Origin of the sequence: Zarconia navalis LEGE 11467 (assembly GCF_015207075.1) — a bacterium.
GTDB classification, from domain to species: domain Bacteria; phylum Cyanobacteriota; class Cyanobacteriia; order Cyanobacteriales; family Geitlerinemataceae; genus Zarconia; species Zarconia navalis.
Map to the genome: position 1 here is coordinate 1 of NZ_JADEXN010000259.1, position 7,284 is coordinate 7,284.

Annotated in this window: 5 protein-coding genes; 4 read left to right on the top strand and 1 reads right to left on the bottom strand. The window is 48.2% G+C overall.

The features are described from left to right. Nucleotides 1–2,297, bottom strand: a 2,297-nt coding sequence (locus IQ235_RS13985; RefSeq protein ID WP_405196679.1) for a TIGR03960 family B12-binding radical SAM protein, incomplete at its 3' end; no start/stop codon positions are given. A 200-nt stretch (nt 2,298–2,497) separates the two neighbouring features. Here IQ235_RS13985 and IQ235_RS13990 point away from each other — a divergent pair. The 4 genes from IQ235_RS13990 to IQ235_RS14005 all read left to right on the top strand — a co-directional run. After that, the gene (locus tag IQ235_RS13990; protein ID WP_264322067.1) at nt 2,498–2,947 is read left to right on the top strand and encodes a hypothetical protein; all 450 of its coding nucleotides are present in this window, start codon (nt 2,498–2,500) and stop codon (nt 2,945–2,947) included. A 66-nt stretch (nt 2,948–3,013) separates the two neighbouring features. Then, a complete protein-coding gene (locus IQ235_RS13995) occupies nt 3,014–4,111 on the top strand; it encodes a mechanosensitive ion channel family protein (RefSeq protein WP_264322068.1) in 1,098 nt (365 codons plus the stop codon). Between the two features lie 22 nt (nt 4,112–4,133). After that, on the top strand, nt 4,134–5,276 hold the full coding sequence (locus IQ235_RS14000; RefSeq protein ID WP_264322069.1) for a mechanosensitive ion channel family protein: 1,143 nt from the start codon (nt 4,134–4,136) through the stop codon (nt 5,274–5,276). Nucleotides 5,277–5,918: 642 nt separating this feature from the next. Next, nucleotides 5,919–7,284: fatty acyl-AMP ligase (locus IQ235_RS14005; RefSeq protein ID WP_264322070.1), on the top strand; the 1,366-nt coding region annotated here is incomplete at its 3' end.

The following is a 7,284-nucleotide window of genomic DNA, read 5'->3' on the forward strand; positions in this document are numbered from 1 at the left end:
ATCCAAATGCGGATTTCCTCTTTCGAGGGTGCATCGGATGTGTCGCCCCAGCCCAACGTCAGTCGATACTGGGCTTTTTGTAGGAGTTGCGTCGCAGCGGGGGTACCCATCGCAATATCCTCTACCCGATAAATGGGAATCCCAGCCGGGAGTTGCGCGGCCAATTTTTCCTCAAATTCTCCCACGTCCATTCGTCGAACGAGGTCGAATTCGACGATTTCTCCCGTACTCGTGGCCCCCAGGGATAGGGCGTTTGCTGGCGAAATTCGCGGTCCTGGATGAAATCCGCCGGTAAATGCAATGGGAATCGCCGCCCGTCGAACGGCCCGATCGAACAATTTGGCTAAGTCTAGATGACCCACCATTGCCATTTCTCCGAGCTTGCCGAGCCGCACCCGCAATCGCTGTACCCGCTCGGGTTTGGGGGTAAAATGCCCTTGAAACTCCGGAATCGGCGCGGGGGGAACCACCACGTTATGGCCGAAATCGGGCGTGCAAACCCCGCAATGGGAGCAACCATCGAAGGAGCAATCCGGGACGGTTGCCGCTTCCATTGCTCGCTGTAAGTCATCGACGAGCCATTGCTTGTCAATACCGGTATTGATATGGTCCCAGGGAAGTGGCTTGTCAAAAGATAGAGGATGCGACGCTTCAACGGTCGATACAGTCATCACGTTCCACTCTCCACTTTCCACCTGTCGGTATTTCCAGGTCAAACCCGATTCGTCGATCGCTTGGGTCCAGGCCCCAAATGCGCGATCGAGACTTTCCCACCACGAGTCCATCCCCGCACCCAGCTGCCATGCCCGCTTCACCACCGGGGCGAGGCGACGATCTCCCCGTCCGACGAAATCTTCCATAGCGGAGATGCGTACGTCGGTAAAATTAGCTTTTACCCCCCGCATCCGGCGAAATTCCGATCGCAGCAATTCCTGTTTGCGCTCGAACTCGGAGGTGGAAACCGAGTGCCATTGAAAAGGGGTATGGGGTTTGGGGGTAAAGTTAGAAATTGTCAGGGTGACGCTCAGACGCTTGCGACCTTTGGCGTAGCATTCTTGTTGCAGCCAGCGCACGGTTTCGGCAATCCCCACCACATCGACATCGGTTTCTCCGGGCAGTCCGATCATGAAGTAGAGTTTGACCTTATTCCAACCCCGATCGTAGGCCGTTTTCACCCCCCGCAACAGTTCTTCGTTGGTGAGTCCCTTATTAACGATATCCCGCAGCCGCTGGGTTCCCGCTTCCGGGGCAAAGGTCAAACTCGGTTGGCGGTTCCCTCCCAAGATATCGGCAATATTATCGTCAAAGCGATCGACCCGCTGACTGGGCAGAGACAGGGAAATATTTTCATCCTTGAGTCGATTCTTAATTTCCATGCCCACCGCAGGTAAGGCCAGATAATCCGAACAACTCAAGCTCAGCAAAGAGAACTCATTGTATCCCGTTTTCCGCATCCCAGATTCGATCGCCTCAACCACTTTTTCGGGTTCCACATCCCGCGCCGGACGAGTTAGCATTCCCGGCTGACAGAACCGACAGCCCCGAGTGCAACCCCGGCGAATTTCCACCGTCAGGCGATCGTGAACGGTTTGGACGTGAGGTACGGGTCCGACCGAATAAGCGGGCATGGGCGTGGCGACGCGCCGCAAAACCCGCTTTGGAACATCGGCACGATTGGGATGCACCGACCCATCTTCGGCCATGTCGTAGAATCGAGGCACGTAAACGCCCGGAACTTGTGCCAAATCCAGTAGCAATTCTTCCCGACTCAACCCGCTAGCTTTGCCCTGGGCAATGACCAGCCCAATTTCAGGTAGCAGTTCTTCCCCATCTCCAAGGGCGATAAAGTCGAAAAAGTCGGCGTAGGGTTCGGGATTGGAGGTGGCGGTTTGTCCTCCTGCAAAAATTAAAGGGTACTCGTCGGAAGTCGATCGTTCTTGCCAGGTTAGAGGAATCCCCGCTAAATCCAGCATTTCTAGAATATTAGTCGCCCCGAGTTCGTAGCTGAGACTAAAGCCAAGGATATCGAAATCGGTCAGGGGACGGCGAGACTCGACGGCAAAAAGTGGTGTTCGGGTCTCGCGCAATTTTCGAGCGAAATCCGGTGCGGGAAGATAAGCGCGATCGCACAGTTGTCGGGGCCCGGCGTTGATAATGTTGTACAGGATGATATGCCCCAAATTGGAGAAACCCACTTCGTACACTTCCGGATAGGTCAGCACCCAGCGCACGGTGGCACTCTCCCAGGGTTTGCCAGTCACCCCGAGTTCGTTGCCCAGATACCGAGCAGGCTGCATAATATCGGGTGTTATCAGATTTTCTACAGCGATCGTCACGCTCGTTCTCCCAATCCAAGATGTGTCCGGTCGCACGAATGTTTATCATACGCTCGGGGATATTCCTCTTTTGATAGTACCGTCGATCGACCCAAGCTCGCAGAAGCGCGAACTCATAGTTGCCGAGTACAATGAAGTCCAAGTGCAAAGCGGCAAATGTCATGAGTAAGCACATTAATCTGTTGGGATATAGCTTGTGGGTAGAATCCCCCAAAAATGGGACGCTCGATCGCATTTCTCCCGTGCAGCCACTTTACAGTCCCACAGTATTAGCTGCTTACAGTTTCATCGTTAACCTATTTTCAGGCTGCCTTTTATATGGGGTCAATCTGTCTCGTCGAGGAAAAAAAAGGCAAGGCAGACTCTTTGTTTTAATTTCTGGAATGGGTTTATTCTTAAGCCTTTGGAACGCCACTCTTCATGGAAATCGTCAAGAACCGTTAGTTTTTCTATTTGATGGATTTATTGTCATCAGTTTATATCGAATGGAAAAACCGCATTTCGAACGAGAAGTTCGTCGTGGGTGTCAAATCGCTAGATGGTGGCCGCCATTCATTTGGATTATCTTGACTTTTACGATCCTGTGGGTCTGCAAATTTCTACAACAGTAAAAACGACCGCTCCAAACTCTGTTTATCTCAATTCAAAATTACTTTTTAGGGAGAGTCGAAACTCCGATGAACTTACCCGACACCCTCAAAGTCAGTGCGATCTTACTTTTGGGTACGATTATTTTTTTCTTCTTCATCCTGATAGTGGGTCTTTCTTCTGTCAAGCTGCCTCAATTACTTCGTTCGCTGACGCATCATTTTTTTGTAGGTCAGGCAAGAAATATCTATGAGGAAATCTTTGCCCCTTACCAAGCTTGGATCGTTTGGTCTCTCGTGGCGATCGTATTTGACGCAATTTTACTGGTCAACTCTCAAAGAAGTTCGATTGCGTTTTTTGAAGTTCCATTGGGCACGATCGTCGCGATTAATATGAGCTTTTTAGGGTTTAATCTGTTCGATCGACTCTACGACTCTCAGCTACTCGAAGCCGCGCTAGAAAATGGTGAAAAAATTAATAGCGAACTATTAGTTTTAGCTAAGTTTATTTCCAATGCAGTTATCGTCCTGACGATCGTTTTTATCTTTGCCCAAGCTCATCAAATTAACTTATTTGGCTTACTTGCCAGCTTGGGAATCGGTGGCGTGGCAATTGCCTTTGCCTCTCAGAAGGTATTGGAACAGATATTGTGGAGTATCGTCCTATACATCGATCGTCCTTTCTCGATCGATGACTACATCCACCTCCCCGATAGTACTTTGGGTCGAGTCGAATCGATCGGCTGGCGATCGACTAAAATTCGCCTGTCGGGAAAAAACACGCTAGTTATCGTTCCTAATAGCCTTCTAGCCCAAACAAGTATTGAAAATATGACTCGTTCGCGCCGGATGATTTCGATTGCCAATCTGATTTTGCTTCGAGATATTTCCGAGGAAGAAGAAGCCTTAATCGAGCAAGTTATTTTTGAAAGTACCAGAGACATTTTGGGAATCGATCGACGCTTCACTCAAGTTAAGTTTGAGTCGGTTGTCGATGCATCGGGGCAAAAGTATGTTAAAGCAAAATTAATATTCTATATTTTGGGTGCTGCAGAAAGCTCGATGGATCTTCGGAAAAATCTGCTTGAAATTGCCAAAGAAAGAATTATGGAAGATTTAAACAAGCACGATATAAAATTCAGCTTTGATGAAACGACAATTGATATTACTCAGCCGATGAATATATAAGGAAAATTTAACCAAAATAGTTATGCCAGAATTCGCCGAAGAATCACTATTCTTAAATGACGCGATTCAACAATTTCTTTTAGAATTTATCGCCAGATTTGGGGTTTTTCTAGTCGGCTCGCTTCTTATTTCTCCTATACTCGGAAAAGGCTTACCGTTTGCCTTCTGGTTTATTCTTCGGCTCGCAAGGCGATTGATAGAGATCGATACAACTCGCATTTATCGAGAATTTATTAAACCCTTTAGAAGTTCGATCGTTACCGTCGGGACTCTCTTCTTTATTTCTCTATCTTTGAATATTTTATGGAAATATGAAAGACTTTATCAAGTTTTAGGTTTTTTTATTTACTTAGCACTCGCAACTAGCATTGTTTGGCTATCTTCACGAGTGGCAAAGCGTGTTATTCGCCAGTACGCGATCGAACTCGTTCAGAGGTTAGGTGGAGAAGTTAACGAAGTAGCTTTAGCCTTTGAAACTTTAACTAACATTATTATTATTTTGTTTGCGATCGTCATCTTTGCTCGCGGCTTGCGTTTGAATCTAGTGGCTATATCTGCCAGTATTGGCATTGGGGGAGTCGCGGTTGCTTTTGCCGCACAGCAAGCACTCGGTCGATTAATTGGAACCCTCGAACTCTTTTTAGATCGTCCTTATCGACCGGGAGAATATATTCAGGTAAACTTTAATCCCTATAAAGAAGACGTGTACGGTCGCGTCGAATCGATTGGCTTGCGATCGACGAAAATTCGCACCGCTGGTCGCAATACAATCGTCATCGTGCCGAATTCAATTATGGCCGGAAAACATATCGAAAATATTAGCCGAGGAAAAAAAGCGATCGCCATGTTCGATCTCAATTTTTCTCGTCTTTTAGAAGAAAGCGAACGAGCTTTTGTCCGACGAGTCGTTATAGAAAGCACGGACAAATTTTGGGGAATCGATAAAGCCAATACCAGAATTCGCTTTTCTCAGCTTCAAAATTCCCAGAAAACTCGAGCGAGTGTCAACTTTTTTCTCACCAGTTCGGGAGAAGACTCTTTGAATCTGCGCAAGCGACTTGTCGAGCTAGCTAATCAAGATATTGCGACAAAACTCTCCGCTTACAATCTGACGTTTTCAATGCCCGAACCCATGGTTTATATCGATTCTCCCATGACGATTTAGATACTGAGTATGGCATCTCTCTCAATGGAGACACAACTCTTAAGAACGAGCCGACCGAACCTTCTTTACTGAGAATGGAGTCATTAGAACTCGGAGTTTACGTTGTTTCTCCGGATGTGGTAGAGTTCAACTTTAGGGCTTTTATTTTTACTTTCAGTACATTTATCAATAAAGCTTGAAGATATCGACCTATTGAATAAAATAACAATTTCCAAGACTCGAATGAGAAATCCATAAGTTCGTTTTAAACCCTACAACCTTCTGCAACGATCGGGTCGACTTGCTGTAAGTTGACACAGCAAATGAAGAAAATGATAAAGATGGAATAGCTAATAGTTTTCAAGACCCGAACGGTCGATTTTTCCAACAATCGACCGTTCGGGTTACAGCAGTTCGATATTAATAAATATTTGAGTTTGACGAAGACGAGGAGCGGGTTCGGAAAGTCGCGTTTTCCTTCATCCCCGACCATTCTATTTGTTGCTGTATGCTCGCTCTGCTCTAGTAATTGAACGGTTGGTATACTCGTACAAATGACGGAATCGAACCCTTTCAGTCATTTGTACGAGTCACAACTTTTCTAGACAGATCGTTAGATCGGAGATAATTTAGTTAGAGTAAAAAAAATAAAGTAGACCTTGAATGGATCGTTTGGAACATTCTTCCCTTGCCACCACTTTGGTTGAGCTTCTTCGTTATCGGGCCGTCCATCAAAGCGATCGAACCGCTTACACCTTTTTGGTCGATGGAGAAACCCAGACACTCAGCCTCACCTACCAAGAGTTAGATCGGTGTGCGCGTGCGATCGCAGCCATTCTTCAATCCGCCGATCTCGTCGGTGAAAAAGCGGTCCTCCTATACCCTCCCGGACTTGAATACATTGCGGCATTTTTTGGATGTCTCTACGCCGGGGTTGTTGCCGTTCCCGCCTATCCCCCCAGACCCAATCGCTCCTTGACTCGCATCCAATCAATTTTGGCAGATGCCAACGCTGTGGTCGCACTGACCACCAGCACCGTCTTGTCCACCCTAGAAAAACAATTCGATCTCGCGCCAGAACTGAAGGTCTTGAAGTGGCTGGTGACCGATCGCCTCGATCTAGCCGCAGCCGACGACTGGAGCGAACCCGACATTGACCGTCAGACCCTTGCCTTTCTCCAATACACGTCGGGTTCCACCGCCGCTCCAAAAGGTGTGGCGATTACCCACCAAAACCTGCTGCACAACTCAAGGGGGATCTACCAAGCGTTCGAGCATTCAGCCGATAGCAGCGTTGTCAGTTGGTTGCCGATGTACCACGATATGGGTCTGATCGGTGGCGTGCTACAACCGCTTTACGGTGGATTCCCCGCAACGTTGATGTCACCACTGATATTTTTGCAGAGACCCGTGCGTTGGTTGCAAGCGATCTCTCACTACCGAGCCACCAGTAGCGGCGGTCCCAACTTTGCCTACGACCTGTGCGCTCGCAAGATTTCACCGGAGCAGATCGAAGATCTTGACTTGAGTTGTTGGGATGTCGCTTTTAATGGAGCCGAACCCATCAGCCAAAAAGTACTCGATCGATTTGCGGCGGCGTTTGCACCTTGCGGTTTCCGTCGGGAAGCATTTTACCCCTGTTACGGTCTAGCCGAAGCGACTTTATTTGTGAGTGGGGCCGCCAAAAACAAATTACCGATCGTGGAAACCATTGACGCGAATGCCTTAGCCAAGCATCGCGTCGTGCGAGTGGATGCCGAGGAGAAAAATGCCAGAGCAGTCGTCAGTTGCGGGAGAAGTTTGTCAGACCAGCAGATCGCTATCGTCGATCCAAAGACCTTACAACCGTGCAAATCCGGAGAAATTGGCGAAATCTGGGTGTCGGGCCCCAGTGTCGCGTTGGGGTACTTGCAGCAGCCGGAAGCAACGGAACGGACGTTCCGCGCTCGCACGCTGAATATCCACAGCAACGGTCATCACAATGGCAATCGCAACAATGGCAATCGCAACAATGGCAATCGCACTGGTA